Below are 25,673 nucleotides of genomic sequence, written 5' to 3' on the forward strand. Positions count from 1 at the left end.
GTTTCCTATTTTACTTTTTACGATAGACTTTTTGTACATCAGGCATAACGCGAATGCGGCGCATAATGTTAGCAACGTGGATACGGTTTTTAACGGTAACCCCTAAATCTATCACGTATAAATTACTTTCTTTTTCATCGGTGGTTATTTCTACAATATTGGCTTGGGTTGTAGTAACAACATTGGTTAATTTAGCCAGAGCCCCCTGATGATTAATAATTTCAACTCTCAGAGCTGCAATATATTCTTTCTCTGGGTTATCGTCCCATTTTACAACTAAGTATTTAGAGCGCTCATTTTCCCAGCCACGGATGTTTTTACATTCTTGGCGGTGAACGGTCAGGCCCTTACCTTGGCTTACATGAGCTGTAATAGCATCGCCAGGTACAGGTCGGCAACACTTGGAGTAATTAACTAGCATGCCCTCAGTACCAATAATGGTCGCTTTGGCTTGGCTGGTAATATCAGTTAAGTCGTCACTGTCATTTTGTAACAGGCGTTTGGCAATTAACATGCTCATTAGGTTACCAGAGCCAATTTCTACAAGTAATTCAAGAAGCGTTGTTAGTTCGTGCTCCTCAAGTACTCTCGCTATATTTTCATCAGCAATGCTATCTAGTTTGTTTTCACCTAATGCTGAATCAAGTAAGCGGCGCCCTAAAAGCATAGCTTCTTCATGATGCTGGCTTCTAAGGTAGTTACGAACGCCCAAACGCGCTTTACCAGTAACAATAAAGTTTAGCCATGTTGCATTAGGGTGAGCGCCTGAGCTTGTTATTATTTCTATAGTTTGCCCTGTATCTAAGGGCCTACTTAAAGGGTGCGGCTTGCGATTAACGCGAGCGCCTACGCAGGTGTTGCCTACATCTGTATGCACGGCATAAGCAAAATCGACTGCGGTAGCACCCATTGGTAGCTCAACAATACGCCCATCTGGTGTAAATACGTAAATTTCTTCTGGGAATAGCTCAGTTTTTACATTTTCAATAAATTCAAATGATGAACCCGCACTTTGCTGAAGCTCTAATAAGCTCTGCATCCACTGGCGAGCACGTTGCTGCGAAGTATTACCTGCGCCATCACCTGCTTTTTTATACATCCAATGCGCCGCTACACCTTTGTCGGCCATATGATCCATATCATGAGTACGAATTTGAATTTCAACAGGTATACCGTGAGGACCAACTAATGAAGTATGAAGCGATTGGTAACCATTTGTTTTTGGTACTGCAATATAATCTTTAAAGCGTGTTTCAATAGGTTTATAAAGACTATGAGCTACACCTAATACACGATAACACGTATCCATAGAGTCAACTGCAATTCTAAACGCGTAAATATCCATAACTTCGTTAAATAGCAGTTCTTTATTAAGCATTTTTTTATAAATACTATATAAATGTTTTTCACGGCCTGACACAGTTGCTTTAATGCCTGATTCTTCAAGACGTGCTTCTATTTCATGTTGGATATTAGTAATAACTTCTTTGCGATTACCGCGTGCTTTAGCAACTTCCGATTTAAGTGCGCGATGACGCATAGGATATAAAGCTTGAAAACCTAAGTCTTCAAGTTCATTTTTAATATCGTGAATACCTAAGCGGTTTGCAATTGGTGCGTAAATTTCTAGTGTTTCACGCGCTATTCTGCGGCGCTTATCTGGGCGCAATGCGCCTAAAGTACGCATATTGTGTGTTCTATCAGCAAGCTTGATTAAAATGACTCGAATATCCTGAGTCATTGCCATAATCATTTTGCGGTAGTTTTCAGCTTGGAATTCTTTTTTATCTTTAAAGCTAAGCTTATCGAGCTTACTCACACCTTCAACTAGCTCTGCAACAGTTTCGCCAAATATCTCGGCTAAATCTTGTTGACTAAAATCAGTATCTTCAATTACATCATGCATTAGCGCGGCCATGAGCGTTTCATGGTCAAGATGCATGCCTGCAAGAATTTGGGTTACTTCTACTGGGTGCGTTATGTAAGGTTCGCCACTCGAGCGAGTTTGTCCTTCATGGGCCTCTCGGGCTACCACGTAAGATTTTTGAACCAGCTCTACATCAGCAGCGGGCAAGTATTCTGAGATTTTCTTTTTAAGACCTTCAAAAAGATACATTCACACTCCAATGTTCTAGGGCCTGTTGACCTTTCAGGATTAAAATTTGTTCAATCTAGGGGCGATTTAATTGTGGCGCGAGGTTTTTAGCCTAGCGGGCTAAGTAAAAATCGAGCAACAAAGAGTAAAGTGCCCCTAGGCAGAACCCTTTAGGCAGCGCATGTTTTGCATTTATGCTGCGTTATCGCCTATTTATGGGGAATAACCACACTACATAGGCTCTGCCTTGCCTAAATACCAAACATACTACTGCAAATTTAACCTCGAAAGATAAACAGCCCTAGTGAAGTAAATTAGGTAAGCTACGAATATACGATGAAAAGAGAGGATTGCCAACGGCTATAGTAGAAATACTGCGCCGTTGGCTAAATCAGACCGGGAGGTCGATTATTGGTTGCCACCAACAATAGCGGCAACAGCAGCTAATTCAGCTGCTTCTTGGTGTTGTTGTTCTTCACGGTCAATTAAGTCCATTGAAGAGCTATCAACTAAACCTAATTCAATTTCACGTAAAGCAACTACCGTTGGCTTATCGTTTTCAGGGTCTACTAGTGGAGTTTTACCACCAACAGCAATTTGGCGGGCACGACGAGCCGCAACTAAAATTAAGTCAAAACGATTACCAACTGCATCTACTGCATCTTCAACTGTTACGCGGGCCATCACAGCACTCCAAAAATAATTTAAATCAAAGACGTAGTTTACTGCAAGCAGCCACTTTCGCCAATAGCCAGTGTTCAATTTTTATCAGTTTTACTTGTCTAAGCCTGATTTAAATAGACTTAAATTATTTAAGCAGGCTATTTAGTAAAACTTGATGGCGTTCTTCTTGCGCTTTTAGGGTTAAGCGCTGAGCCATTACAATCATTTCTATGTCGCCAAGCGCAGTCTCAAAGTCATCATTAACAATTACATAGTCGTATTCGTTATAATGTGATGTTTCAGATTGTGCTTTTGCCATACGAGAGGCAATAACCTCAGCCGAATCTTGCCCACGATTATTTAAGCGTTGCTCTAATTCTTCTTTTGAAGGCGGTAGAATAAAAATAGTTTGTACGCTTGGCATAATTTTGCGCACTTGCTGAGCGCCTTGCCAATCAATATCTAAAAACACATCAATACCCGCATCAAGTTGCGACTCAATAGCTTGCTTTGATGTGCCGTAGTAATTATCGAATACTTGAGCCCATTCAAAAAAGTCATCTTTGGCAATAAGCGCTTTAAATTCGTCTGTAGATACAAAGTGATAATGCACGCCATTTTCTTCACCTGGGCGAGGGGCGCGAGTTGTATGTGATACAGATACTTTCATGTCAGCGTGTTTTTTTAATAACGCATTGATTAAGCTTGATTTACCAGCACCTGAAGGGGCTGATAAAATAAATAAGTTACCGCGAGTTTGTGCCATGCTTTTCTCTACCTAAAAATAAACAGGCTTGGATTACAAGTAAACCAAGCCTTTAATTAACTGCATTATACTTTAATTAGCTCACCTTGCTCAAGTTAGGCGTGCTCAAGTGAGCCATGTTCAAATTGAAGTGGCAATGTTTTACTAAGTTAGACTTTAAATAAAATTACAGTTTAAAATTGCCAACAGAACTAGCCGCTAGATATAAGTATTTGATAAGGTGAAGTATCACCTATTAAAGGAGCCTTTATGCTTAATAAAACCTTATTTACCGCACAACAAGTAAGAGACAATGAAGCTTTAGCGGCTAAAAACAGTCATTGTGATTTATTTACACTAATGCAGCGTGCAGGAGAGGCTGTATATAAGCAATGGCAGTTATTTGATGCACAGCATACATTAGTCATTGTTGGCCATGGTAACAACGCTGGAGACGGTTACGTTGTAGCTAGGCTTATTATGCAATCAGGTAAAAAGGTAACAGTATCCGCTGCTGAACCCGAAAAAACATTAAAAGGTGATGCTGCAAAAGCGCAGCAGCTATGGATAGAAGCGGGTGGGGTGGTTTCTCATTTTACAAAAGATGCTCTTAATGAGTGCGATATCGTTATTGATGCGCTCCTTGGTACTGGGCTTAATAGCGCCGTGCGCGATAATTTTGCGAATATAATTAACGCTGTAAATAACAGTGGTAAGCCCGTAATAAGCATTGATATTCCATCAGGCATTGAAGCAAATACAGGACAGCCTTTAGGGTGCGCAGTACAAGCTACTTCAACCGTTACTTTTGTAGGTATAAAGCAAGGGCTCACAACGACGGCAGGTAAACAATATAGCGGTAAGTTAGTTTTTGATGATTTAGCAATTGGCGATGCGTTTACTTGTATAGCTCAATCATCAGGAACCTTGATAAATATTAATAGCTTTAAAGGAATTGCCACGCGGGCAATCAATAGTCACAAAGGCAGCCATGGCAAGCTTTTATGTGTTGGTGGCAATCAAGGTACTGCAGGTGCAATTAGGTTAAGTAGTGAAGCAGCTCTTAGAACGGGTGCTGGCATGGTAAGGGTGTATACACACGAAAGCTCAATAACGCCTATTAGTATTGGCAGACCAGAGCTTATGGTAAGCAGTAATAACTTACATCAAGCGCTAGAGTGGGCAAGCTGCGTTGTTATTGGCCCAGGGCTTGGGCAAGACGAGTGGGCACAACAAACATTCGATGAAGTAATGCAATATTGCCAAAACAATAAAATGCCATTGGTTATAGATGCAGACGCCCTTAATTTACTCGCTAAGCAAGCCTCATCGTATGTGTTAGAGCAATGCGTACTTACGCCACATCCAGGCGAAGCTTCGCGACTGCTAAGTGTTAGTACCAGCGACATAGAATCAGACCGCTTTAATTATGCTCGCCTTTGCGCCAAGCGCTATAACGCGACTTGTGTATTAAAAGGCGCAGGAACATTAATAGATAATGCCCAGCACACGTGGGTGTGTGAGGATGGCAACCCAGCACTTGCAGTTGGCGGCAGTGGCGACGTACTCACTGGTATTATTGGGGCATTACTTGCTCAAGGTTTAACTATTGATGAAGCAGCACGCTATGGTGTAACACTGCACGCTAAAGCCGGTGATATCGCAAGTGAGCGAGATGGGCAAAGGGGAATGCTACCCAGTGATTTATTCCCAGTTGTAAGAGAGTTAGTTAATAAAGTGACGTGAGTTTAAGCGTCACTTTATCTCACTGATTATTAAGCTGTAATAAATCCCATTTTGTACCATATAGGTCTTCAAAAACCACTACGGTGCCATAGGGCTCTACTCTAGGCTCTTCGTTAAATGTAACGCCTTTAGAAAGCATTAAATTATAATCTCGCCAGAAATCATTAGTATGCAAAAATAAAAACACGCGACCACCCGTTTGATTACCAATAGCGCTAATTTGTTCGGGCGTTGTGGCTTTAGCAAGCAGTAGATTAGTTCTGCTCGAATTAGCTCCGTTTGAATTTGGAGGTGAAATTAATACCCAACGTTTACTATCACCTAAATCAGTATCCTCTACTAACTCAAAGTTGAGCTTTTGAGTATAAAACTCAATGGCATCGCCGTAGTCCTTAACAACTAATGCAATGCTGCCGATATGCTGTTGAACGTTAGTCATGTTTGGTTTACTCCGTACTATTAAATAAATGTGCTTTTTATCATATTTAGCAAACGATCAAGTAGGGTATATGCCCGCAGTATGTAATATGAATTAACTTACGAGTTCGTCTTCATCATCGGGTGGATCACCTGAGTCTTCTTTGCGTTTTCTTTGTTCTTGTTTTGCTTTTTGTACATTTTCGTATGTAGGTGGTGGGATAGGAATAATAGAAATAAGCGGAAAGAATGCTAAAAATAAATAAGCCCCTTAGACATACTTTTACCCCACGTGACCATTTTGAGCATAGCCCAAACTACGAATGAAAATAACCCAGTCACAAGGGCAACAAAAACAAAGAAGATGAATATTGTGTTATTACTTAATAAATCCATTTAATATAAATCTGAGTTATACGTAACTTAGGTATGGGTATAAATTAAACAATATCAATGATTTTTATACTAAAAAGCAAAAAACCAGCCGAAGCTGGTTTTTTATATAAGGGAGGTGCTTAAACGGTGATGTTTATCACATCATTCCGCCCATACCACCCATTCCGCCCATGCCGCCCATATCAGGTGCACCAGCAGATTCGTCTTTAGGGATTTCAGCTACCATTGCTTCAGTAGTGATCATTAGACCCGCAATAGACCCTGCAAACTGTAGCGCAGAGCGTGTTACTTTAGTTGGATCTAGGATACCCATTTCAATCATGTCGTTGTATTCGCCAGTTGCTGCGTTGTAACCGTAGTTACCATCGCCGCCTTTAACTGCGTTAATTACAACTGATGCTTCGTCGCCTGCGTTAGTTACGATTTGACGAAGTGGTGCTTCCATCGCACGAAGTGCAACTTTAATACCGTGGTTTTGATCTTCGTTGTCGCCAACTAAATCAACTAGCTTGCTAGCAGCACGTACAAGTGCAACACCGCCGCCAGGTACTACGCCTTCTTCAACCGCTGCACGAGTTGCATTTAATGCATCTTCAACGCGGTCTTTTTTCTCTTTCATTTCGATTTCAGTAGCAGCACCTACTTTGATAACTGCAACACCGCCAGCTAGTTTAGCCATGCGCTCTTGAAGTTTTTCTTTATCGTAGTCAGATGTAGCTTCTTCAATTTGTGCTTTAATTTGAGAAACACGACCAGTAATACCCGCTTCTTCGCCAGCACCATCAATGATAGTTGTATCATCTTTAGTGATAATTACGCGTTTAGCTGTACCTAGGTCTTCAACTGTTGCTTTTTCAAGCTCTAAGCCGATTTCTTCAGAAATAACAGTACCGCCAGTTAATACAGCAATATCTTGTAGCATTGCTTTACGACGATCGCCAAAGCCAGGTGCTTTAACAGCTGATACTTTAACAATACCGCGCATGTTATTAACTACTAATGTAGCTAGTGCTTCGCCTTCAAGGTCTTCTGCAATGATTAGTAGTGGTTTACTTGCTTTAGCAACCGCTTCTAATGTTGGTAATAATTCACGGATGTTAGATATTTTTTTATCTACAAGTAGAATAAATGGGTTATCTAGTTCAACAGTGCCTTTTTCTGGGCTGTTGATAAAGTAAGGAGATAAGTAACCACGGTCAAACTGCATGCCTTCAACAACATCTAGTTCGTTTTCAAGTGATTGACCTTCTTCTACAGTAATAACACCACTGTTGCGGCCTACTTTTTCCATTGCTTGAGCAATGATATTACCAATCTCTTGATCAGAGTTAGCAGAAATAGTACCTACTTGTGCAATTGCTTTAGTATCAGAACAAGGAACAGATAACGCTTTAAGCTCTGCAACAGCAGCAATAACTGCTTTGTCGATGCCGCGCTTAAGATCCATTGGATTCATGCCTGCTGCAACAGCTTTAAGGCCTTCATTAACAATAGACTGTGCAAGTACTGTAGCGGTAGTTGTACCATCGCCGGCTGCATCATTGGCTTTAGATGCAACTTCTTTAACCATTTGTGCGCCCATGTTTTCAAACTTGTCTTCAAGTTCGATTTCTTTTGCTACAGAAACACCATCTTTAGTGATAACTGGAGAGCCAAATGATTTGTCTAGTACAACGTTACGGCCTTTAGGACCTAATGTAACTTTTACTGCGTTTGCCAGGATGTTTACGCCAGTTAGCATTTTAGCGCGTGCGTCACCTGCAAAAAGTACTTCTTTTGCTGCCATGTTTTAAATTCCTCTAAATTCTTAAATGTTTATAAACGAAAAGTAGGTTTAGCCTACAATGCCTAAAATATTATCTTCACGCATGATCAGGTACTCTTGACCTTCGATCTTTTCAACTTTTTCAACATATGAGCCAAATAACACAGTGTCACCGGCTTTAACTTCTAACGCTCTCACGTCACCGTTATCTAAAACGCGACCATTACCTACGGCTACAACTTCTCCGCGAGTTGATTTTTCAGCTGCAGAGCCAGTTAATACAATACCGCCAGCAGATTTTGTTTCTTCTTCTAGACGTTTAACGATTACGCGATCTTGTAAAGGACGAATGTTCATGTTTTTTAGTTCTCCTAACAGTTTCTGAACAGTACAGAAAAAAGCTTTTCTAATTTGCATTCATTAATGGGGGTAGAGTGTGAAATTCCAAGAGAAAAAATGATAAATTTTTAATCTTTTCGCTCATATTCGCCATCAATAGTCGTTGGTCGTTCCATTTGCCCTTGCTCTCGTTCAGCATGTTGCTGCCCAGCAAACGGCGATGGCCCTTGTTGCCTACCTGCGCTCATTCTAACAGTTGCTTGGCTAGCAAGGCCTGCGGCCAGTTTGTTACGAATTGCAGGCGTTAATAATAGTAACCCAAACACGTCGGTCATAATGCCAGGGGTAAGTAATAATACCCCTGCAATTACAACGCATATTCCGGTAAATAATTCTTTGGCTGGCATTTGCCCTTGCGCCATTTGCGCTTGTACGTTTTGCAGCGCACCCATACCTTGTGTTTTAACCATTTTGGCACCTAAAATCGCGGTAATAACAACAAGTGCAATTGTTGCAAATCCGCCAATCACATCGCTTACTTGAATCAGTAAGGCGATTTCGATAATAGGGATGATGATAAACAACACAAATAAAAATCTAAACATAGCGCTCTCTAAATAATGACACTCAAAAGAGTTGATGAAATATAAATGAGGGTGACTAGGTCTCTTTTCAAGGTTAGGGCATCGGTATAGTCATTTTACTGATATTTAAGCGTCTACACATTGTATCGGCTATCAGATACTATGAAGCTAGACACTGTCCAATAAGAATAGGTTCATAATGACTACGCATTTTAAAATGATTTTTACGACTTGCAAAGACGAAGCAGAAGCACGCAGCCTAGCAAGGGCGTTGGTAGAAAAAAAGCTAGCAGCTTGTGTAAATATTTTACCTAACATGGGCTCTATTTATATGTGGGAGGGCGAAGTAGCAGAAGCAACTGAAGCCAAGCTACTTATAAAAACAAAAGCAGATAAAATGAACGATGTGTTTTTAACAATAAAAGAGCTACATAGCTACGAAGTGCCGGAGATTCAGGTTGTAGAAGTTTCAACTGGTAATTTGGCGTATTTTAATTGGATGGACGAGGTACTGAATTAATGCGTTTTTTCTTTTTATTGTTGGTTACATTATTAACCGTACCCGTAAAGGCTGCGACTAATAATGTGCTTGGTGATCTACTTGGGCCTCCTCAACAGACTTTTTTACCTGTAGACCAAGCGTTTGTTTTTGATTTTGACCAACAAGGCAGTACCTTGTTTGTAGGTTGGGATATAGCGCCAGACTATTATTTATATAAAAAGAAAATAGAAATTATCGCCAAAGGTGCAAACATTCAAGTAGGCGACTCTGGCCGTGGCGAAATTATTGAAGATGAATTTTTTGGCAAAACAGAGGTTTTTTTTAATTCCGCGAGTGTTATTAGTAAGCTAAGTAATGTAACCGAAGGCGCCGTGGTTAAGGTTCGTTACCAAGGCTGTGCAAAAGCAGGGCTTTGCTATCCACCAGAAGTAATCAGCATCCCACTTAGTGTTATTAGTGGTGCACAGGTTAAAAATGTAGACCAAAATAACACTACAGATGAAGCAGCAACTGCGCAAAGTACATTTGCAGCACTCAACGAGCCAACTACTGAACCTTCAACAAATTCGGATGATGCCGAAAAAGAACTTACTTTTACTGAGCAATTAGCAAGTCAGGGCTTAATAACTAATTTACTCATATTTTTTGTAGTAGGCGTAGGTCTTGCTTTTACGCCCTGCGTATTCCCTATGTTTCCTATTTTGTCGAGCTTAATTGCGGGTCAGCAAAACCTTTCAACTAAAAAAGCGTTTGCGTTGTCGTTTGTATATATACAAGGTATGGCAGTTACCTATGCAGCGCTTGGTTTAGTTGTTGCGGCGCTTGGTGGGCAAGTTCAGGGGTATTTACAGCATCCATTTGTACTAGTTAGCTTTAGTTTACTATTTGTATTATTGGCTATGTCGATGTTTGGTTGGTACGAAATAAAACTGCCAAGCAGTATGATGAGCAAGCTAACTCAAGTAAGTAACAATCAAAAAGGCGGCAACTACGTTGGCGTATTTTTAATGGGCGTACTGTCGGGATTAATAGCATCACCGTGTACTACTGCGCCACTGTCGGCGGCGCTCTTATTTGTTGCGCAAAGTGGTGATTACTTAGTAGGTGGTTTAACACTATACGTGCTTAGTTTAGGTATGGGGTTACCACTTTTATTACTTGGTACATCTGGCGGTAAATTGCTGCCTAAAGCAGGTGGTTGGATGGAGCAAGTTAAAACCTTGTTTGGTTTTGTGATGCTCGTTGTGCCGCTTATATTACTTGAGCGACTAGTAAGCGCCGACATTATATTATTAATGGCAGGTGTGCTTGCATTAGCAACGGCACTTTACCTACATCACTGGCAAAGTAGCCAAACACAAAGCAAGTTAAAAACTGCATTATGGTTTGCTGCAACGCTATTAGTTATGACAGGGTTTACGTTAACTAAAAACTACTTTTGGCCAGTACAAGCTGTGCAAGTTAGCTCACAAAGTAATGAGTTTAAAAAGGTGGCGGATTTAGCTGAGCTAAAAGAAGCCGTAGCGCAAGCGAGTAATGAAGGTCGAATGGTTATGGTCGACTTATATGCTGACTGGTGTGTGGCGTGTAAAGAGTTTGAGCATTACACGTTTCCAGATGCCAAAGTGCAAAGTGAATTTAGCCATTATCAGCTAATTCAAGTTGATTTAACAAACAGTGACAATAAAACAATTGAGTTAATGGAAGAGTACACCGTGTTTGGTTTACCTAGTATTTTGTTTTTTAACACCCAAGGTAAAGAGCTAACTACACAACGTGTAACCGGCTTTTTAAACGCAGAAGATTTTGCTAAACACCTTGCTACAGTGCGCGCCAGCGCACAATAATAGTGCAATAGAGCCACTTGGATATACCAAGTGGCTTACGACTCCCTCCTAGTTCTTCGTTCCCAAAATAGAGATTGGACCAGTATTTTGCTGCTATTTACATCGAAATCACTATAATAGTTGGTTAACGTGAGAATTTGTTGCTACATTACTTTTTTCTGCTTACTTAAAAGCGAAAAACTACTTAGCAACCGCTTAACTCATTACTTATAGGATATATCGCGTATTATGGCTGCAAAATTTAACCTTTTAGTTATAAATGGTCCAAATTTGAACATGCTTGGCAAGCGTGAACCGGATAAATACGGTTTTCAAACGCTAAGTGAAATTATGAGCGAACTAACCAGTGCCGCTGATAGTCTAGATGTTGAGTTAGCACATTTTCAAAGTAATAGTGAGCAAGCCCTCATTGAGCGAATACACAGTGCTTGGCAAGCGGTTGATTACATAATAATTAACCCTGCTGCATTTACGCATACAAGCGTTGCATTACGTGATGCATTGCTAAGTGTTGATATTCCGTTTTTTGAAGTGCACTTAAGTAATGTGCACGCACGTGAAGCCTTTCGTCATCATTCGTATTTTTCTGATGTGGCACAAGGCGTGATATGTGGATTAGGTGCAATGGGTTACCACGCAGCATTAAATGCCGCTGTGAGCCGGTTGAAAAACTCGATTTAATTTTAAATTAACACACAAACAAACAGGCGGGTCGTGTAATGGATATTCGCAAGATAAAGAAGCTTATCGAATTAGTAGAAGAATCAGGTATTGCTGAGCTAGAAATCACTGAAGGTGAAGAATCAGTACGTATTAACCGTAACAACATGAGCGCAGGCCCTGGTTACCCGCAATTTGCTCCACAGCAATATGCACCGGCGCCAGCAGCCCCTGCTCCAGTTGCAGCAGCTCCTGTAGCAGTTGAAGCAGCAGCTCCAGCAGAACCTACTGGCCATCAAGTTAAATCACCAATGGTTGGATCTTTTTATGCAGCAGCGTCTCCTGAAGCTCCAGCGTATGTAGAAGTTGGTCAGCAAGTTAAAGTTGGCGATACGCTTTGTATTATCGAAGCTATGAAAATGATGAACCAAATTGAGTCAGATAAAGCCGGTACAGTAAGAGCTATCTTAGCTGAAAATGGCGAGCCAATAGAATTTGATCAACCTCTATTCATCATTGAATAATAGCGTAACCTAAAAGGCCAACTCTAATGTTAGATAAAGTAGTCATTGCAAACCGAGGTGAAATTGCACTTCGTATATTGCGCGCCTGCAAAGAGCTTGGGATCAAAACGGTTGCTGTGCATTCAACGGCGGATCGCGATCTTAAGCATGTATTGCTTGCAGATGAAACCATCTGTATTGGTAGACCATCAGCAACTGAAAGTTATTTAGATATCCCGCGCATTATTGCTGCGGCTGAAATAACTGACGCTGTAGCGATTCATCCAGGTTACGGTTTCCTTGCAGAAAACGCTGATTTTGCCGACCAAGTTGAGCAAAGTGGTTTTGTATTTATTGGTCCAAAAGGTGACACTATTCGCCTTATGGGTGATAAAGTTTCTGCTATTTCAGCAATGCGTAAAGCAGGCGTTCCATGTGTACCAGGGTCTGATGGTCCGGTATCAGATGATAAAGAACGTAACATGCAAATCGCTAAACGAATCGGTTACCCGGTAATCATCAAAGCCGCTGGTGGCGGTGGTGGCCGTGGTATGCGTGTTGTTCGTAGCGAATCTGAACTTATTGATTCAATTGCATTAACACAGCAAGAAGCTAAGCAGTTCTTTGGTAATAGCATGGTTTACATGGAGAAATTCCTTGAAAACCCACGCCATATCGAAGTTCAAGTATTAGCAGATGGCCAAGGTAATGCAGTGCATTTAGGTGAACGTGATTGTTCTATGCAACGTCGTCACCAAAAAGTAGTTGAAGAAGCACCAGCGCCAGGTATTACTGCAGAAACACGTAAATTTATTGGTGAACGCTGTACACGTGCATGTATCGAAATCGGTTACCGCGGTGCAGGTACGTTTGAGTTTTTATACGAAAATGGCGAGTTTTACTTCATCGAAATGAATACACGTATTCAGGTTGAACACCCTGTAACTGAAATGGTTACTGGTATTGATTTAATCAAAGAGCAGTTAAAAATTGCTGCGGGTCAGCCATTATCATTCACGCAAGACGACGTTGTTATTCGTGGTCATGCTATTGAGTGTCGTATTAATGCTGAAGACCCTGAAACGTTTATCCCTTCACCGGGTAAAATTACACGTTTCCATCCTGCTGGTGGCTTAGGTATTCGTTGGGACAGCCATATTTACGCTGACTATACGGTTCCACCACATTACGATTCAATGATTGGTAAGTTAATCACTTACGGTGAAAACCGTGACGTAGCTATTGCCCGCGCGCGCAATGCACTTAACGAGCTAGTAATTGACGGAATTAAAACTAATACTCCTTTGCATAAGAGAATTCTTGCAGATGAAAACTTCCAAAATGGTGGTACTAACATCCACTATCTTGAGAAGAAATTAGGATTGTAATTCTAGTCTGTAAAAAGGCGTTTTATCTTAGTTAATAACCCGAGTTATTAAGCTGATTTAAATAATTAAAAATCCGATATCAGGAGACCGATATCGGATTTTTTAATGCCTGTAATTTAAGTTTTATAGGCAATAAAAAAGTCCATAAAATATACTGCAAAGAGTAAATTCGATGGACTCAATATTTATATAATATGTTGAACTAACATTACACTAATTTAGATTCAATTAACTGTAGTGCTTCTTCTAAAATTGTTTCTACTGCTTTTTTAGCGCGCTCAGGATCGCGTGACTTTATAGTCTCTAAAATATCAGCGTGCTTAGCAACATCTGCGCCCGGTACACCTTTAATGTGGTTTGTATAACGAATACTTACTCTAAGAGCTGTACTAATAAACTCAGTTAACTGCACAAAAAAGCGATTGTTACTGGCCACTAATATGCTGGTATGAAAAGCAATGTCGGCTTCTAATGGGTCGTCTAAGCCTTCGTCTGCTTCAGCCATACGGGCTAAGGCACTATCTATATCAGCGAGTTGTTCAGCAGTTGCATTTAGTGCTGCAAGAGCGGCCGCTTGTGGTTCAAGGGCTACGCGTACTTGAGTAAACTCTTTTAATAACGACAGTGATGGCTTACTGCTTAAAATCCAACGTAGTACGTCGGTATCAAACATGTTCCAGCTACTTTCAGGTAATACACGAATACCTTGCTTAGGACGCGATGAAATTAACCCTTTAGCAGAGAGCATTTTTACCGCTTCGCGGGTAGCGCTGCGACTTACATCATACTTTATACATAAATCGGCTTCAGAAGGCAGGCCTTCGCTTACAGGGTAAACACCACGCACAATAGCAAAACCCAAATCGTGGGTTAATTGTTGTGTTAAATTTTGACGGGGTTGGCTTTTCATTGCGCAGGATTCCGAGTTGATATATTGCTTTATTATATATCATATATCATATTAATGTACTCAAGGATATGATATAAACTTTTAATTAGCTAAATATTTTAACACAGCAATAACGACTTAGTTTGGCTCTTTATACTGTAAATGTAAGTTTATAAAGAGTTTAAATAAAATTGAAAATGCGCTGTATGGAGAGTTGAATTTGAACACCCTAGCTCAATATCATAGTCTTTCTGGTAAAGTTATTTTTATTACAGGCGGTGCATCAGGCATTGGTAGAGCAATGGTTAAATCCTTTGTAAACCAAAATGCAAAAGTAGCATTTATAGATATTGATGATAAGGCAGCGCAATCGCTTATTCGTGATTTACCCAATGCAAAACTATGGTATAGGCAAGTTGATGTAACTGACTCTCATGCACTTCAGCAATCACTTGTGGATGCATGCGCCGCTTTTGGTGCCATTAATGTACTAGTTAATAATGTAGCGAACGATCGCCGTCAAGCAAGCGAAGACGTTACAGTGCAAGACTGGGATCAGTGCTTACAAATAAACTTAAACCCTGCATTTTTTGCCTCTCAAGTTGCTATGTCTTTTATGAAGGGCGATGGAGCGGGCAGTATCATTAACTTTAGTTCTATTAACGCTATTATGGGGCAACCTCAAATGGCAGGCTATGTAACCGCAAAAGCAGGCCTAATTGGTATGACTAAGGCACTGGCTCGCGATTACGGCGAGTTTGGTATTCGCGTTAACGCTATTTTACCAGGGTGGGTGGCTACCGACCGTCAACTAGCAAGCTGGTTTACCGAAGAAGAGCAAGTTAAGTGGATGGAAGCCATGGCGCTTAAAAAATTAGTAACTCCTGAAGATGTTGCTAATTTGGCACTCTTTTTAGCCGCCAATGAAAGCAGTATGATCACCGGGCAAAGTATTAAAATTGACGGTGGGAGGCTTTAAAGCTTGGCTACTTCATCTCTTTTTATTGCTGTTGACTGGGGCACGAGCCATTTACGCGCTTATTTGTGCGAAGTACAAGCGCAATTAACACTTAAACTATTAGCACAACGTGATGGCCCTGGCGTTGTTAAGGCAAATCAAAATTTTGAGCAAACCCTAATCGACACCATTGCGGTGTGGAAGCAAGAGTATGGCAGCTTACCTATATATATTGCAGGACAAATTACCTCAAGCATCGGCTGGCACGAAACACCTTATTTAGAATGCCCAATTAATCCCGAAGGGTTACTTAATGCTGCTGTTAGCTTTGATTGCGATGGGCATATTATTAAAGCGTTACCTGGCACAAAGTGTACGCTGCAAAATGGCTTGTTTGATGTAATGCGCGGCGAAGAGCTGCAAATTTTAGGGTTTTTAAAGCAAAACCCAGAGTATCAACAAGGTAAAATATTACTCTGTTTGCCTGGCACACATACCAAATGGGTGCTTATAAATAATGGCGAAATCATTTGCTTTAAAACAGCCATGACCGGCGAGCTATATGATTTGTTATGTCATCAAAGTGTTTTAATTCCTAACGACTGTGCAGAAGGTGAGTTTGACTTTAAAGCATTTGAGCAAGGCTGTGAGCTAACTTTAGGTAGTGATAGCGGTAACTTGGCACATGGTATTTTTAGTGTGCGTACCCGCCAGCTTTCAAAGGAGTTAACGCCAGTACAAGCTAAAGCCTATTTGTCGGGTGTATTAATTGGCAGCGATGTACGAGCAGCTCGCCACGCTAGTGAATGGCAATTATTAAGTGATACACAAGTTGTGGTGATTGGCACAAAGCAGCTGAATAAGTGTTTTACTACGGCGCTTAACCAAATAGGTGTGAAGTGTGTTGAGTTTGATATTAAAACAGCGACGCTTAGTGGCTTTAATTATTTATTTAATTTAGAGTCAAAAAAATAAACCCCTTTATAACGGTTAAATTATAAAGGGGTTAACAGGAAGCTATTATAACTTGATAGTTAAGCGCTTTTAGCTGCTTGGTTATGCTCAATATAATCATTAAGCGCAGCAACTTGCGCCTCATTAAAACGTAGTCCTAATTTACTGCGGCGCCATAAAATATTGTATGCGTTTTCTGCCCACTCTTCATTTAGCAAGTAATCTACTTCTGCTGCAAATAAACCATGGCCAAAATCCTGGCCTAAATCACTCAGCCCAGTTGCACTACCTAAAATATGTTTAGCACGAGTACCATAAGTGCGTACAAAGCGTTTAAGTGTTATTTCAGGTAGCCATGCGTATTTTGCTTTTAGCTCTGATTTAAGTGCTTCTACAGAGCTAAAATCACCACCAGGGAGCGGACTATGTTTGGTCCACGCATTGCTCATTTGCGGATAAAAATCTTCAAGCTTATTAACCGCAGCTTCGGCAAGTTTGCGATAAGTTGTAATTTTTCCGCCAAACACACTCAGTAGAGGTGTTTGCTTAGCATCACTCGAAAGCTCTAATTTATAATCGCGAGTAACGGCTTGTGCATTAACTGATTCGTCATCAAGTAATGGGCGTACACCAGAAAAGGTATGTACTATGTCTTCGCGTTTAATCGGTTGTTTAAAGTAGGTATTAGTAATATCAATTAAGTAATCAATTTCTTCATCACTAATTTTAACGTCTTGTGCTTCACCTTTGTGTTCTACATCGGTTGTGCCAATAAGTGAGAAGTCATCTTCAAACGGAATAACAAACACAATACGCTGATCTTTATTTTGTAAAATATAAGCTTGTTTTTCATCGTGAATACGAGGCACTACAATGTGGCTACCTTTTACAAGGCGAATATTTTGTGGTGATTTTTCTGTTAGTGCTTCGTCAAATAATTTAGCAACCCAAGGACCCGCAGCATTAACAATCCCTTTGGCAGAAATGGTGTATTTAGCTTTACTCTTTTGCTGCTCAAGCGTTACCTGCCATTTACCTTGCTCACGTTTAGCATGTACACACTTAGTTTGCGTGGTAATAACAGCACCTTTTTGCTGCGCTGCTAGGGCGTTTAAAACGACTAGGCGAGAGTCATCAACCCAGCCATCTGAGTATTCAAAACCTTTAGTAATAGAGGGTTCTAAAACGCTATTTTCACCAAATTTAATGCTTCGAGAACCCGCTAGTGTTTCGCGTTTTGCTAGGTTGTCATACATAAACAAGCCAATACGAATCATCCACGCAGGGCGGAGGTGTTTTTGATGCGGCAATCTAAAGGTTAGCGGCCACATAATATGAGGTGCGTTTTTAAGTAGCACTTCACGCTCTGCTAGCGCTTCTTTTACTAATCTAAATTCGTAATGCTCAAGGTAGCGCAGACCGCCGTGGATCAGCTTAGAACTGTTTGAAGATGTTGCACAGGCAAGGTCTGATTGTTCGCACAATAGAACTTTTAACCCTCTGCCAGCTGCATCAGCTGCTATTCCAGTGCCGTTTACACCGCCACCGATGACTAGTAAGTCATATTCGTTATCTGCTAATTCCACTGAGCTAACCTTTTTATTTGTAATATAAATAAGACATAAACATCATAAAGCTGCTGTTTTCATTTGACAATAGAAAACCCAGTTTTTTATTCGTTAATTTTGACGCCAATCCATTTTCAATTTAAAGCAGTAAAACATGCCTTTTAAATCTAGCATTTAGCTAAGTTAAAAAAGCAAAGTGGCTAAAGTACTGGCCTTAACCACTTAGTATTTACTGCGGGCAGTTTTTATTCGTTAAGCACACTTGAGCTACGCAGTGCTGCCATTTTGCGTATAGATCGTTACGCTCGTCGGCACTCATGGTGGGCTCAAAGCGACGGTCGCATGTCCACATTTTAGATAACTGTTCAGTTGACTCGTACACACCTGCTTGCAAGCCTGCTAAATAAGCGACCCCTAAAGAGGTGGTTTCGGTCACTGTTGGTCGCTCAACTGTTGCACCTAAAATATTTGATAAAAAGGTCATAACCCAATTATTTTTTACCATACCGCCATCTACACGAAGCACACTTGGGCGAAGGCCATCACGCTCCATCGCTTTTTGTAAATCTTTGGTCTGGTAGCCAACTGATTGCAGCGCTGCAGCAACAATAGTGCTAATACCAGAGTCGCGTGTTAGCCCTAAAATAGCGCCACGTGCATTAGGGTCCCAATAAGGAGCGCCTAAACCAGTAAACGAAGGCACTAAAAATACACCATGATCGAGCGGTACATCTTTAACCATCGACTCACTTTCGCCAGCATGGCTAAGTAGTTTTAAGCCTTCAACAATCCACTGCATAGTTGCGCCAGCCATAAATATACTGCCTTCAATGGCGTAAGTTGGCTTGCCGTTTAATCTATAAGCAACAGTGGTCAGTAAGCGGTTTTCTGAGGTCAGTGCTTTTTCGCCAGTGTTAAGCATTAAAAAACAGCCAGTACCGTAAGTACTTTTAGCCATGCCTTGTTCAAAACATGCGTGTCCTACAAGCGCAGCTTGTTGATCGCCTGCAATACCACAAACACGAATTGGCGCGCCAAAAATGTCAGCGCTGGTTGAACCAAACTCGTCAGCTGAATCCATTACTTCTGGCAGCATAGATTCTGGAATATCGAATAACTCTAAAAGCTCTTGATCCCACTGCTGGGTATGAATATTAAATAACATGGTGCGCGATGCATTGGTTGCATCGGTTCGGTGCTCTTTACCGCCAGTTAGCTGCCAAAGTAGGTAAGTGTCAACCGTACCGAAGGCGAGTTCGCCTGCAAGGGCTTGTTCGCGTGCGCCTTCAACGTTATCTAAAATCCAACGAACTTTAGTGGCCGAAAAATAAGGGTCGAGTAATAAGCCTGTTTTATCGCTTATTGTTTGGCAAAGCTCATCAGTTGTTAGGCTTTCGCAATAGTCACTGGTGCGACGGTCTTGCCATACAATAGCGTTATAAATTGTTTTGCCTGTTTTTTTGTTCCATACCAAAGTGGTTTCGCGCTGATTGGTGATACCAATGGCAATAATTTCTTCAGGCTTTACATCGTTTTTAGTTAACACTTCGCTACTAGTGCTAAGCACTGTTTGCCAAATATCGTTAGGGTCGTGTTCTACCCAACCATTTTGTGGAAAATGCTGCGAAAATTCTTGTTGTGCTGTACCAAAAACGTCTGCATCTTTTGTAAACAAGATGGCCCGAGAGCTTGTGGTTCCTTGATCAATTGAGAGTATGTATTTGGACATGATATTTGTGTTATTTATCTTATCTTATATATGACTAGATTGCCTTTAACCGAAGTTAATGGCAATGGTTTTTTCTTAAAATAGCAGATTAAAAAATAAACACGCTGATATTTGCTGGTAACTCTTTTATATAAAAGGCGTTTTATTTTTGCATTATTTTAAGGGCGTATGCGGCTATTGATTAAAATAACCGCTTAAAGCTTATTATTACTTGGTGTGAGGTTTAGCTTGTTGCCAATCCATACCGGTAGAAAAGCGATTATCAAACCCGCGCCACTGTGGCAGCGGCTTACCATCAACAACAGCTTGGTCGCCGTTTTGTGGTAAATCTAAGTATTTACACTCGCTGGCTATGCCTTTTACGTGGCAATCCATCATGGCAAGTACAAAGTGTTTGTTGGTCTCGTTTAGTGTGCGCATAGACCACGAAGGCTCGTAGTAATGGCCTATATCTAGCTCACTGCTGCTTTTTGCAATAGCAGGGGCTGGGTGTGGTGCAATATTATGGCGTGCATTTTTGTAAGTAAGCATGTACTTATATTTGCTGCCTGTTTGTTCATAAAGACTTTTAATGCCTTCATAGCCTGAAATGTCATCTAAGTTACCGGCTACATAAAGCGAAGGTACTTTAATATTTGCCATTGCTTTGGCATCAAATATAGCGTGCTGTCCGCCCCACGGTGCAAAGGCCACCATCGCTTTTATACGAGGGTCTATTTTTGGGTTTTGGTATTGTCCACCAGCGCAGCTGTTTAGTAATTGCTGTACTTTTTTAATTTGAGCTGGGTCTTTCATACCCGTAAACATAGCCGTAGTTTGCTCATTAAAAGCGTAACAACCACCTATCGTATTTACCGCGCCATAGCCACCCATTGAGTAACCAATTACACCTGCGCTTTTGTTATCTATCTGCTTGCTGGCAAAGTTGTTTTGCTCATTAAAGTAATTAATTACAAACTGCTGATCGCGTGAGCGATTTATAAGCGTGCTAAAAAAGCCAGAGAACGGTGCGTTTTTAAAATCAACATCGGCATTGGTTGAGTCAGTATGGTCAATAGCTACCACAATGTAACCGTGCGACGCTAAATGCTCGCCAAGATAGTACATAATTGTACGGTAACCGGTATAACCGTGCGAAAGCACTATCACAGGGTAGTGCTCTTTATTATTAATGGCGACATCACGCATTGCATCGGCTTGCAAAGTAAACTCTTTACCTGAGCGAGTTTCATCTGTGTAGCTGCTAAGTGGCGCTTTTGCTGTATTTGCAGCCGGATACCACACCTCTACTTTTAAAGGACGATCTTTTTGACCTTGTGTAGCGGGGTCAAATTGCGCAGGGTTAACTAAATCAAGTGTTTGCACACCTACATTGTAGCTACCTTTAGCTGCAAGCTCTGGCAGTACTTCGCTAGTGAGTGGCGGGTATAGCTGCTCTGGTTTATTAGATTCAGCAACAGCTACACTGGCAGATAAACTGCACGTTGCAAGTAATATGGCTTTTGAAAGCGCCTTGAGTGTGTGTGTCATTGTGTGTCCTTGTTGTGTATTTTTATTTTTTAATTAGTCAGTTCAGCCGACTCGACGGCATTGCTATATTGCAACTGCCATTGTGCTCGTAAGGTATCCATTATATTCATAACTCGTAAGCTAGTACTGAGGGGCAACACGCTGCTTTGGGTTTGTTTTTGTAATATACACTGCGTGACATGTGCAATTTCAAACTTAAAGTTTTCATCGTCGCTAAAGTCGTATTCAAGGTACTGAGGGTCTTGGTCTTTTATGTGTAGCTCTAACGTTTGTGCACCTACAAACTGAGGTATTCGAATATAGCCAAGCTCACCATTAATACATGCTTCTGTTGGGCCATTTTGCTGCAGTGCGCTGGCAAGAGATGCAAATTGCCCGTTACCGTAATCAACTATAGCAGTGCTTCGCTCATCAACGTCGGTTGTGCTTTTATGTACAAAGGATTTGATGTGTTTAGGGGCTTTATTAAATACCACATCAGCAATCGAAATAGGATAAATACCTAAATCGAGTAGGGCGCCACCCGCTGTTACAGGGTTCATTAATCGGTGGCTGTCGGCAAAGCTGCCGGGTAAACTAAAGTTGGCATTAACACTGTGCACATTACCAATAACACCTTCACTTAGGAGCTGTTGTAATTTTACTATGGCTGGTAAAAACCGCATCCAAACGCCTTCCATTAAAAAGCAGTTTTGTTGCTTGGCAAGCTCAGTGAGACTTTGCAACTGCTTAGCATTAACGGTGATTGGTTTTTCGCTTAGCACGTGCTTATTGTGTTTTAAGCATTGGGCGATAGTTTTAAAGTGTTGATCGTGGGTATTGGCAATATAAATAGCATCTATATTTGGGCATTGCATAAGAGCTTGATAGCTTTCATAGCCTTGAATATTGTACGGTGTGGCAAATTCTTTAGCGCGCTGTATACTCGTTGATGCCGCGCCAATAAGCTGTGCATCACTGCAATGCGCAATGCTTGTAGCAAAGGTGTGAGCTATATTGCCACACCCAATAATTCCCCAATTAACCTTTGCCATGCTTATTCCTTAAGTTTATTTAAAAAGACGTAATTTGTAATCCTGAACCCGCTGAACATACGTAAATATCAGCATTTAAATTAAAGCGTTCAAAGTAATGCTTTTCTACCGCTGCTTTAATTAGTGGTACTTCCGCATCACGACATAAACATACAATTGCGCCACCAAAACCACCCCCTGTCATACGAACTGCGCCACGCTCGCCCATCGCTTCTTTACAAATTTCTACTAAGCCATCGGTTGCAGGTACGGTTACTTCAAAGTCGTGTTTAAGTGATTGATGCGATGCTGCCATTAGCGTGCGAAGTGCATCCATATCGTTATTTTGTAGTGCAGTAGTTGCTGCAATTACACGGTCGTTTTCGCTAATTACGTGGTGTGCACGTTTATATTCGTTTTCGCTTAATGTCGCTTTTACTGCTTGCAGGCCAGCCATGGTGGCTTGGCGAAGTGTTTCTACACCCATTTTTACAGCAGCTTGTTCGCAGTCAATACGGCGCTGGTTGTATTCGCTATCAACCAACTTACGCGGGTAGTTTGAATTAACAATAACAATATTTAAATCATCAGGAACTTTAACTGATTTGGTTGCGAGGTTTTCACAGTCGATTAATAGTGCATGACCATTCTCGCCTTTAGCTGAAATAAGCTGATCCATAATGCCGCATTGGCAATGCATAAAGTCGTTTTCGGCTTCTTGACCAAATAGCGCAATTTGCTCTGGCGGTAAACCAAGCTGTGCAATATGGTTAAACATACCGCCTACAGCAACTTCTAGTGCGGCCGATGACGACAAGCCACTACCTTGCGGTAAGTTGCTGTCAATAAGTAGGTCGGCGCCACGCAGTGTGTAGCCCGCTCTTTTAAGAACATAAGTAACAGCACGAATGTAGTTACCCCATTGCGACTGGCCTTCAGTGATTTCTTCATCAACACTAAAGCTGTCTTTTTCGCCTGGGTAATTTAAAGAATGCACAGTAATAATATTGTCGTCGCGCTCTTTAAACATCACTTGGGTACGAAACTCTAACGAACAGGGTAAAACAAAACCGTCGTTGTAGTCGGTAAATTCGCCAATAAGGTTTACACGCCCCGGTGCTGCTGCAATACCTTGAGCAGGCGCGCCATACAGTGACAAAAATTGTTGTTGGAATTCGTTAAGCTTCATCTGTGTGTCCTGCTGTATCTTTATAGTGTGTTGTACTGGCTGCTTTTAAAATAGAAGCAGCTGTTTCTGCGCTTAAATCGCGCTGGCTTTCGCCTAGCATTTCGTAGCCTACCATGTGTTTTTTAACAGTAGCAGAGCGAAGTAGCGGCGGATAAAAATGGGCATGCAAACGCCAATGTTGCTCATCAGAGCCTCTGTTAGCCGGTGCATTGTGCCATCCCATTGAGTATGGGAAGCTGCAATTAAATACGTTGTCGTACTTAGTGGTTAATACTTTAAGTGCCTGAGCCAAAGAGTCTGTTTGCGCATCGTTTAGCTGGCTAAAGTTTTGAATGTTATCTTTAGTTACTAGCATTGTTTCAAACGGCCATGCTGCCCAAAATGGCACTACAACAAGCCAATGTTCGTTTTCAAATACAACACGTGTTTGATCTGCTTGCTCTTTTTGCGCGTAATCGGCAAGCATAGCTGTGCCATGCTTTTTATAATAGGCGAGCTGCTGGGTATCTTCGGCTTCTATTTCGGTTGATAAATGCGAGTGAGCCCAAACTTGGCCGTGAGGATGAGGTTGCGAACAGCCCATGATCTCGCCTTTATTTTCAAAAACTTGTACACATTCGTACTGCTGTGCAAGCTCTGTGTAATTTTGTTTCCAGGTTTTCACTACTTCGTGCAATGCGTTTTGGCTAAGCTCTGGTAGTGTTTTGTTGTGCTCTGGAGAAAAACAAATTACGCGGCATTCGCCACTGGCTTCGTCGGCAATAAATAAATCGCTGTCTGATTCTAAGCTTTGTAATTGCTCGCTGGCATTAGGCGTTAATGCACCAAAGTCATTTCTAAATACGTGTGTGTATTTATAATCAGGGTTACTGTCGCCATTTGCACGGGTATTACTTGGGCAAAGTGGGCAGTTTTCATCGTGTTTTGGTAATACGTTTTCGTTAACGGCTTCTGTTGCGCCTAACCATGGACGGTTATTACGATGTGGTGACACTAATACCCAACGACCCGTTAGCGGATTTTTACGTCTGTGAGTACTTTCTAATAAAGCCATATTAACTCTCCAACCCACTTGGGTAATTAGTTTGCCAGCGCCATGTGTCGTTTGTCATGTCGCTAAGTGTTAGTTCTGCGTACCAGTTAAGTGTGTTTTGCGCTTTTGTAGCATCGGCGTAGTTACAGGCAATATCACCTGCTCGGCGCGGTGCAATCTTATACGGAATATCTTTATTGGCTGATACGCTAAATGCGTTGATCATATCAAGCACAGAATAACCTTGCCCTGTGCCTAAGTTGTAAGCATGAAAGGCGGTATCTGTTTTATGCTGCATAAATGCCGCAACATGACCTTTAGCTAAATCTAAAACATGAATATAGTCGCGCACGCCTGTGCCATCTTCGGTGTCGTAGTCGTCACCAAAAATATTAACCACGTCACGTTTACCTACTGCAGTTTGGGCAATAAATGGCATTAAGTTATTAGGAATACCATTAGGACTTTCACCTAATAAACCACTTGGGTGTGCACCTACTGGGTTAAAGTAACGAAGCGCAATACCCATAAATTGACTGTTGGCATTACATACGTCTTGCATGGCTTGTTCAACCATGACTTTAGTCCAACCATAAGGGTTCGTTGCGCGTATAGGATGCTTTTCGTCAATAGGGAGGTAGTCTGGCTCGCCATATACTGTAGCCGATGAGCTAAATATAATATGGTTAACGCCTTCATCTTGCATGTTTTGTAGCATGCTTAATGTGCCCGACACGTTATTTTGATAATAACGCAGCGGTTGCTCGGTAGATTCGCCAACGGCTTTTAAAGCTGCAAAGTGAAAAACAGCTTCGGCTTTAGTGTGTTTTAGAGCGAGCTTAAACTGTTGCTCGTCTTGTATGTCGCCCAAAATAAACTCAAACCGAGTACCTGTAATCTTTTCGAGTTGGTCAAGTACCCGCGCACTTGCATTAGACAAGTTATCATAAATAACAGGTGTAATACCTGCTTCATGCAATGCAATACATGTGTGGCTACCTATGTAACCCATGCCGCCAGTAACTAAAACTTTCATGTTATTTCTCGAAAAGTGTATTTATATGATAAATACTACTATTAAGGTGGTTTAAAAACAATAGTTATGATTGCTGAGTAATTCAAATAAAAGCATAAAAAATATTCAGCTTAAACACTCATCT

General features: G+C 41.2%; 23 protein-coding genes. 8 read left to right on the top strand and 15 right to left on the bottom strand.

Features of this window, described 5'->3' with window-relative positions; all coding sequences use genetic code 11:
* Window positions 1-10: 10 nt before the first annotated feature.
* The 3 genes from spoT to gmk all read right to left on the bottom strand — a co-directional run bounded on the left by spoT (window position 11) and on the right by gmk (window position 3,524).
* The gene (spoT, locus tag H5157_RS12610; RefSeq protein WP_002958827.1) at window positions 11-2,116 is read right to left on the bottom strand and encodes a bifunctional GTP diphosphokinase/guanosine-3',5'-bis pyrophosphate 3'-pyrophosphohydrolase; all 2,106 of its coding nucleotides are present in this window, start codon (window positions 2,114-2,116) and stop codon (window positions 11-13) included.
* A 387-nt stretch (window positions 2,117-2,503) separates the two neighbouring features.
* Window positions 2,504-2,779, bottom strand: a complete 276-nt coding sequence (gene rpoZ / locus H5157_RS12615) for a DNA-directed RNA polymerase subunit omega (protein ID WP_002958829.1) — start codon at window positions 2,777-2,779, stop codon at window positions 2,504-2,506.
* Window positions 2,780-2,903: 124 nt separating this feature from the next.
* Complete coding sequence (gmk, locus tag H5157_RS12620) at window positions 2,904-3,524, bottom strand: guanylate kinase (protein WP_182724798.1); 621 nt, start codon at window positions 3,522-3,524, stop codon at window positions 2,904-2,906.
* A gap of 249 nt (window positions 3,525-3,773) precedes the next feature.
* Here gmk and H5157_RS12625 point away from each other — a divergent pair, with 249 nt between their 5' ends.
* Window positions 3,774-5,249, top strand: coding sequence for an NAD(P)H-hydrate dehydratase (locus H5157_RS12625; protein WP_182724799.1), 1,476 nt, complete (start codon window positions 3,774-3,776; stop codon window positions 5,247-5,249).
* 19 nt (window positions 5,250-5,268) lie between these two features.
* On the opposite strand, the gene H5157_RS12630 is transcribed toward H5157_RS12625, so the two are convergent.
* From H5157_RS12630 to H5157_RS12645, 4 genes are all read right to left on the bottom strand, one after another.
* On the bottom strand, window positions 5,269-5,688 hold the full coding sequence (locus H5157_RS12630) for a VOC family protein (RefSeq protein ID WP_182720184.1): 420 nt from the start codon (window positions 5,686-5,688) through the stop codon (window positions 5,269-5,271).
* A gap of 510 nt (window positions 5,689-6,198) precedes the next feature.
* On the bottom strand, window positions 6,199-7,848 hold the full coding sequence (gene groL, locus H5157_RS12635) for a chaperonin GroEL (RefSeq protein WP_002958835.1): 1,650 nt from the start codon (window positions 7,846-7,848) through the stop codon (window positions 6,199-6,201).
* Between the two features lie 48 nt (window positions 7,849-7,896).
* Window positions 7,897-8,184, bottom strand: a complete 288-nt coding sequence (locus H5157_RS12640; RefSeq protein WP_002958836.1) for a co-chaperone GroES — start codon at window positions 8,182-8,184, stop codon at window positions 7,897-7,899.
* 110 nt (window positions 8,185-8,294) lie between these two features.
* Window positions 8,295-8,771 (bottom strand): FxsA family protein, encoded by a 477-nt coding sequence (locus H5157_RS12645; RefSeq protein ID WP_002958838.1) that lies wholly within the window; start codon window positions 8,769-8,771, stop codon window positions 8,295-8,297.
* A 178-nt stretch (window positions 8,772-8,949) separates the two neighbouring features.
* Here H5157_RS12645 and cutA point away from each other — a divergent pair, with 178 nt between their 5' ends.
* The 5 genes from cutA to accC all read left to right on the top strand — a co-directional run bounded on the left by cutA (window position 8,950) and on the right by accC (window position 13,650).
* Entirely contained in the window at window positions 8,950-9,270 is a 321-nt protein-coding gene (gene cutA, locus H5157_RS12650) for a divalent-cation tolerance protein CutA (protein ID WP_002958839.1), read from the top strand.
* On the top strand, window positions 9,270-11,099 hold the full coding sequence (locus H5157_RS12655) for a protein-disulfide reductase DsbD (RefSeq protein ID WP_182724800.1): 1,830 nt from the start codon (window positions 9,270-9,272) through the stop codon (window positions 11,097-11,099). The genes cutA and H5157_RS12655 overlap by 1 nt, the downstream gene beginning before the upstream one ends.
* Before the next feature lie 228 nt (window positions 11,100-11,327).
* Window positions 11,328-11,780 carry a type II 3-dehydroquinate dehydratase gene (gene aroQ, locus H5157_RS12660; protein WP_002958841.1) on the top strand — a complete coding sequence of 151 codons (453 nt, stop codon included), beginning with the start codon at window positions 11,328-11,330 and terminating at the stop codon, window positions 11,778-11,780.
* Between the two features lie 38 nt (window positions 11,781-11,818).
* Window positions 11,819-12,283: an acetyl-CoA carboxylase biotin carboxyl carrier protein gene (gene accB, locus H5157_RS12665; RefSeq protein WP_002958842.1), complete on the top strand. Its 465-nt coding sequence runs from the start codon at window positions 11,819-11,821 to the stop codon at window positions 12,281-12,283.
* Window positions 12,284-12,309: 26 nt separating this feature from the next.
* The gene (accC, locus tag H5157_RS12670; protein WP_002958843.1) at window positions 12,310-13,650 is read left to right on the top strand and encodes an acetyl-CoA carboxylase biotin carboxylase subunit; all 1,341 of its coding nucleotides are present in this window, start codon (window positions 12,310-12,312) and stop codon (window positions 13,648-13,650) included.
* Between the two features lie 208 nt (window positions 13,651-13,858).
* Here accC and H5157_RS12675 read toward each other — a convergent pair whose 3' ends face one another.
* On the bottom strand, window positions 13,859-14,560 hold the full coding sequence (locus tag H5157_RS12675) for a FadR/GntR family transcriptional regulator (protein ID WP_024596672.1): 702 nt from the start codon (window positions 14,558-14,560) through the stop codon (window positions 13,859-13,861).
* Window positions 14,561-14,759: 199 nt separating this feature from the next.
* Between H5157_RS12675 and H5157_RS12680 the strand changes: the two genes are divergently transcribed.
* On the top strand, window positions 14,760-15,518 hold the full coding sequence (locus H5157_RS12680) for an SDR family NAD(P)-dependent oxidoreductase (RefSeq protein ID WP_182692714.1): 759 nt from the start codon (window positions 14,760-14,762) through the stop codon (window positions 15,516-15,518).
* 3 nt (window positions 15,519-15,521) lie between these two features.
* Window positions 15,522-16,472, top strand: coding sequence for a 2-dehydro-3-deoxygalactonokinase (locus H5157_RS12685; RefSeq protein ID WP_182724801.1), 951 nt, complete (start codon window positions 15,522-15,524; stop codon window positions 16,470-16,472).
* Window positions 16,473-16,531: 59 nt separating this feature from the next.
* Here H5157_RS12685 and glpD read toward each other — a convergent pair whose 3' ends face one another.
* From glpD to galE, 7 genes are all read right to left on the bottom strand, one after another.
* Window positions 16,532-18,037: a glycerol-3-phosphate dehydrogenase gene (gene glpD / locus H5157_RS12690; RefSeq protein ID WP_182724802.1), complete on the bottom strand. Its 1,506-nt coding sequence runs from the start codon at window positions 18,035-18,037 to the stop codon at window positions 16,532-16,534.
* Window positions 18,038-18,248: 211 nt separating this feature from the next.
* Window positions 18,249-19,748 carry a glycerol kinase GlpK gene (gene glpK, locus H5157_RS12695; protein WP_182724803.1) on the bottom strand — a complete coding sequence of 500 codons (1,500 nt, stop codon included), beginning with the start codon at window positions 19,746-19,748 and terminating at the stop codon, window positions 18,249-18,251.
* Window positions 19,749-19,955: 207 nt separating this feature from the next.
* Window positions 19,956-21,278, bottom strand: a complete 1,323-nt coding sequence (locus H5157_RS12700; RefSeq protein WP_182724804.1) for a dienelactone hydrolase family protein — start codon at window positions 21,276-21,278, stop codon at window positions 19,956-19,958.
* 29 nt (window positions 21,279-21,307) lie between these two features.
* Entirely contained in the window at window positions 21,308-22,312 is a 1,005-nt protein-coding gene (locus H5157_RS12705) for a Gfo/Idh/MocA family protein (protein WP_182724805.1), read from the bottom strand.
* Between the two features lie 19 nt (window positions 22,313-22,331).
* On the bottom strand, window positions 22,332-23,480 hold the full coding sequence (gene galK, locus H5157_RS12710) for a galactokinase (protein ID WP_024606495.1): 1,149 nt from the start codon (window positions 23,478-23,480) through the stop codon (window positions 22,332-22,334).
* Window positions 23,470-24,534 (bottom strand): UDP-glucose--hexose-1-phosphate uridylyltransferase, encoded by a 1,065-nt coding sequence (locus H5157_RS12715; RefSeq protein ID WP_182720190.1) that lies wholly within the window; start codon window positions 24,532-24,534, stop codon window positions 23,470-23,472. Before H5157_RS12715 ends, galK begins: the two co-directional genes overlap by 11 nt.
* Before the next feature lies 1 nt (window position 24,535).
* The gene (gene galE / locus H5157_RS12720) at window positions 24,536-25,549 is read right to left on the bottom strand and encodes a UDP-glucose 4-epimerase GalE (RefSeq protein ID WP_182724806.1); all 1,014 of its coding nucleotides are present in this window, start codon (window positions 25,547-25,549) and stop codon (window positions 24,536-24,538) included.
* Between the last annotated feature and the right edge of the window lie 124 nt (window positions 25,550-25,673).

The sequence above is a fragment of the Pseudoalteromonas sp. SG43-3 genome (assembly GCF_014164385.1).
In the GTDB taxonomy this organism is placed as follows: domain Bacteria; phylum Pseudomonadota; class Gammaproteobacteria; order Enterobacterales; family Alteromonadaceae; genus Pseudoalteromonas; species Pseudoalteromonas distincta.

Bases quoted from the DNA above. Each gene is read 5' to 3' on its own strand.
- groL (WP_002958835.1), bottom strand. From the start codon at position 7,848: ATGGCAGCAAAAGAAGTACTTTTTGCAGGTGACGCACGCGCTAAAATG.
- H5157_RS12625 (WP_182724799.1), top strand. From the start codon at position 3,774: ATGCTTAATAAAACCTTATTTACCGCACAACAAGTAAGAGACAATGAA.
- glpK (WP_182724803.1), bottom strand. From the start codon at position 19,748: ATGTCCAAATACATACTCTCAATTGATCAAGGAACCACAAGCTCTCGG.
- H5157_RS12715 (WP_182720190.1), bottom strand. From the start codon at position 24,534: ATGGCTTTATTAGAAAGTACTCACAGACGTAAAAATCCGCTAACGGGT.
- H5157_RS12645 (WP_002958838.1), bottom strand. From the start codon at position 8,771: ATGTTTAGATTTTTATTTGTGTTGTTTATCATCATCCCTATTATCGAA.
- rpoZ (WP_002958829.1), bottom strand. From the start codon at position 2,779: ATGGCCCGCGTAACAGTTGAAGATGCAGTAGATGCAGTTGGTAATCGT.
- H5157_RS12630 (WP_182720184.1), bottom strand. From the start codon at position 5,688: ATGACTAACGTTCAACAGCATATCGGCAGCATTGCATTAGTTGTTAAG.
- H5157_RS12705 (WP_182724805.1), bottom strand. From the start codon at position 22,312: ATGGCAAAGGTTAATTGGGGAATTATTGGGTGTGGCAATATAGCTCAC.
- spoT (WP_002958827.1), bottom strand. From the start codon at position 2,116: ATGTATCTTTTTGAAGGTCTTAAAAAGAAAATCTCAGAATACTTGCCC.
- galK (WP_024606495.1), bottom strand. From the start codon at position 23,480: ATGAAGCTTAACGAATTCCAACAACAATTTTTGTCACTGTATGGCGCG.
- H5157_RS12655 (WP_182724800.1), top strand. From the start codon at position 9,270: ATGCGTTTTTTCTTTTTATTGTTGGTTACATTATTAACCGTACCCGTA.
- accC (WP_002958843.1), top strand. From the start codon at position 12,310: ATGTTAGATAAAGTAGTCATTGCAAACCGAGGTGAAATTGCACTTCGT.
- H5157_RS12640 (WP_002958836.1), bottom strand. From the start codon at position 8,184: ATGAACATTCGTCCTTTACAAGATCGCGTAATCGTTAAACGTCTAGAA.
- H5157_RS12675 (WP_024596672.1), bottom strand. From the start codon at position 14,560: ATGAAAAGCCAACCCCGTCAAAATTTAACACAACAATTAACCCACGAT.
- galE (WP_182724806.1), bottom strand. From the start codon at position 25,549: ATGAAAGTTTTAGTTACTGGCGGCATGGGTTACATAGGTAGCCACACA.
- aroQ (WP_002958841.1), top strand. From the start codon at position 11,328: ATGGCTGCAAAATTTAACCTTTTAGTTATAAATGGTCCAAATTTGAAC.
- accB (WP_002958842.1), top strand. From the start codon at position 11,819: ATGGATATTCGCAAGATAAAGAAGCTTATCGAATTAGTAGAAGAATCA.
- H5157_RS12700 (WP_182724804.1), bottom strand. From the start codon at position 21,278: ATGACACACACACTCAAGGCGCTTTCAAAAGCCATATTACTTGCAACG.
- cutA (WP_002958839.1), top strand. From the start codon at position 8,950: ATGACTACGCATTTTAAAATGATTTTTACGACTTGCAAAGACGAAGCA.
- gmk (WP_182724798.1), bottom strand. From the start codon at position 3,524: ATGGCACAAACTCGCGGTAACTTATTTATTTTATCAGCCCCTTCAGGT.